Genomic DNA, 3,090 nt, shown 5'->3' on the forward strand with positions numbered 1-3,090 from the left:
CGGTGACCATGAGGACCAGGTGGCGATCCGCGACGGCGGAGCACTGTTGCGCCGTCTGCGGCGCAAGCCACTGGCCCACGAATCGGGGGAGCCCTTCCGAACGAGCGGCACGGCCTTGATCACGGGCGGCACCGGCGGGCTGGCCGCGCACACCGCGCGCTGGCTCGCTACCTGCGGCGCGGAGCACTTCGTCCTCACCTCCCGCAGCGGCACCAAGGCCGAGGGAGCCCGTGAGATCGCCGAAGAGCTCGAAGCCCTGGGTACGCGCGTGACCATCGCGGCCTGCGATGTCTGCGACTACGACGCCCTGGCCCGGCTGGTCGAACAGGTCGAGGCGGACGGCCCGCCGATCAGAACCGTCGTACACACCGCGGGCGTCGGAGTGCTCGGCTCGCTCGCGGACGTGGACCTGGCGGAGTTCGAGGCCGAGGCGTCGGCGAAGCTGGTGGGCACCGCTCACCTGGACCGGCTCTTCGACCGTGAGGGACTGGACGCTTTCGTCCTGTACTCGTCCGTGGCCGCGGTCTGGGGCGCCGGCGAGCACGCCTCCTATTCGACGGGCAACGCCTACCTCGACTCGGTCACCCGCAGCCGCCGCGCCCGCGGTCTGGCCGGGACCACCATCGCCTGGGGCCTGTGGTCGGCCGACGACGGCGGCATGGCCGACAAGGTCGAAGCGGACTCGCTCAACTGGCGGGGACTGCGGTTCATGAACCCGCGGACGGCCGTCGCCGGACTCCGCCAGGCACTGGCGGACGACGAGGAATTTCTCGCCGTCGCCGAGGTGGACTGGGACCTCTTCGTCCCCGTCTTCACGGCCGCACGCCCGCGCCCGCTGCTCCACGACATCCCGGAAGTCCGCGCCGTCCTGGACGCGGACGACGGAGGCGGCACGGGCGAGGACGACTCCCTGCGGGAACGGCTGCGGCCTCTTCCCGTCGAGGACCGGCGGAACGCCCTCCGCGACCTGGTGCGCACCCACGCGGCGACCGTCCTCGGGCACCCCTCACCGGACGCCATCGAGGACGCACGGCCGCTGCGCGACCTGGGCTTCGACTCGCTGCTCGCGGTCGAGCTGCGCAATGCGCTGCGCACCGCCACCGGGCTGAAGCTGCCCACCACCCTCGTCTTCGACCACCCCGACGTCACCCGTCTCGTGCAGTACCTGCACGCCGAACTCTTCGGCGCCGAGCCGGGGACCGCGGCCCCGGCCGCGCCGGTCGCCGTCCCCATCTCCGACGACGACGCCATCGCGATCATCGGCATGAGCTGCCGCTTCCCCGGCGGTGTCAACAGCCCGGAGGACCTGTGGCGGCTCGTCACAGCGGGGGAGGACGCCATGAGCGGCTTCCCCGAGGACCGCGGCTGGGACCTGGAGCGGCTCTACAGCCCGAACCCGGAGGACGAGGGGCGCACCTACGTCCGCAGCGGCGGCTTCGTTCAGAACGCGGGCCGGTTCGACCCGGTGTTCTTCGGCATCTCGCCGCGTGAGGCGCTGGCGATGGACCCGCAGCAGCGACTGCTGCTGGAGACCTCCTGGGAGGCCGTCGAGAACGGCCGGATCGACCCGCACAGCCTGCGCGGCAGCGCCTGCGGCGTGTTCGTCGGCGTCGGTGACGCCGGCTACGGATCACGACTGAGGCGGGTCCCCGAGGGACACGAGGGCCATCTGATCACCGGGACGGGCACCAGCATCGCCTCCGGACGGATCTCGTACACGCTCGGACTCGAAGGCCCGGCGGTCACCCTGGACACCGGCTGCTCCTCCGCCCTGGTGGCCGTCAACCTGGCCGCCCAGGCGCTGCGCTCCGGCGAGTGCTCGCTGGCCCTGGCGGGAGCGGCCTCCGTCGCCTCGACGCCGTCCGGCTTCATCGGTTTCAGCCGTCAACGTGCGCTCGCCGAGGACGGCCGCTCCAAGGCGTTCTCCGACGACGCGGACGGCATGGGCCTCTCGGAAGGCGTCGGCGTCTTCTTCGTGGAGCGTCTGTCGGATGCGCGTCGCAACGGGCACCAGGTGCTGGCGGTGCTGCGCGGCTGGGCGATGAACCAGGACGGCGCGTCGAACGGTCTGACGGCGCCGAACGGTCCCTCCCAGCAGCGGGTCATCCGGCAGGCGCTGGCGCACGCCCAGGTCGCGGCCACGGACGTGGACGTGGTGGAGGCGCACGGCACCGGCACGGCCCTGGGCGACCCGATCGAGGCCCAGGCACTGCTGGCCACCTACGGCCAGGGGCGCCCCGAGGACCGGCCGCTGTGGCTCGGCTCGGTCAAGTCGAACATCGGGCACACACAGCTGGCGGCCGGCGTGGCCGGAGTGATGAAGATGGTTTTGGCGCTGCGGCACGGGCTGCTGCCCAGGACACTGCACGCCGAGACGCCGTCGTCGCACGTGGACTGGTCGACGGGCGCGGTGGAACTGCTGACGGAAGCACGCGAATGGCCGCGTGCCGAGGGTCGGCCGAGGCGCGCGGGCGTGTCGTCCTTCGGCATCAGCGGCACGAACGCGCACGTGATCCTCGAAGAGGCCTCGGCCGACGTGACCGACACGGCCGAGGTGTCGTCGGCCGAGCCGTTGGCCGAGCCGTCGGTGGTGCCGTGGGTGCTGTCGGCGCGTGATGGTGAGGCGTTGCGTGAGCAGGCCGCTGCGCTGCTTGGTTCGGTTGATGCGGCTGATCCGGTTGGTGTGGGTTGGTCGTTGGTGACGACGCGGGCGCGGTTCGAGCACCGTGCGGTGGTTGTCGGTGGGTACGAGTCCGGTCTGTCGGCGTTGGCTGCGGGTGAGCCGGCTGGTGGCGTGGTGTCGGGGGTTGTTGGTCCCGTGGGGCGGACGGTGTTCGTCTTTCCTGGTCAGGGCGCGCAATGGGCGGGTATGGCGGTGGGGCTGTTGGAGAGCTCACCGGTATTCGCGGAACGCATGCGTGAGTGTGAGGTGGCGTTGTCCGCGTTTGTGGACTGGTCGCTGCTGGGGGTGTTGCGGGGTGATGCGGGTGTGCCGTCGTTGGAGCGGGTGGATGTGGTGCAGCCTGTGTCGTTCGCGGTGATGGTGTCGCTGGCCGAGTTGTGGCGGTCGTACGGGGTGGAGCCGGCGGC

The 3,090-nt window shown here is 71.6% G+C and carries 1 protein-coding gene; it reads left to right on the top strand.

Annotation, left to right across the window (positions count from 1 at the left end; translation table 11 throughout):
• Positions 1 to 19: 19 nt before the first annotated feature.
• A partial coding sequence (locus tag IO40_RS0132680; protein ID WP_234336631.1) for a type I polyketide synthase occupies positions 20 to 3,090 on the top strand: 3,071 nt, incomplete at its 3' end.

This window comes from Streptomyces albus subsp. albus, assembly GCF_000725885.1.
GTDB lineage: Bacteria > Actinomycetota > Actinomycetes > Streptomycetales > Streptomycetaceae > Streptomyces > Streptomyces albus.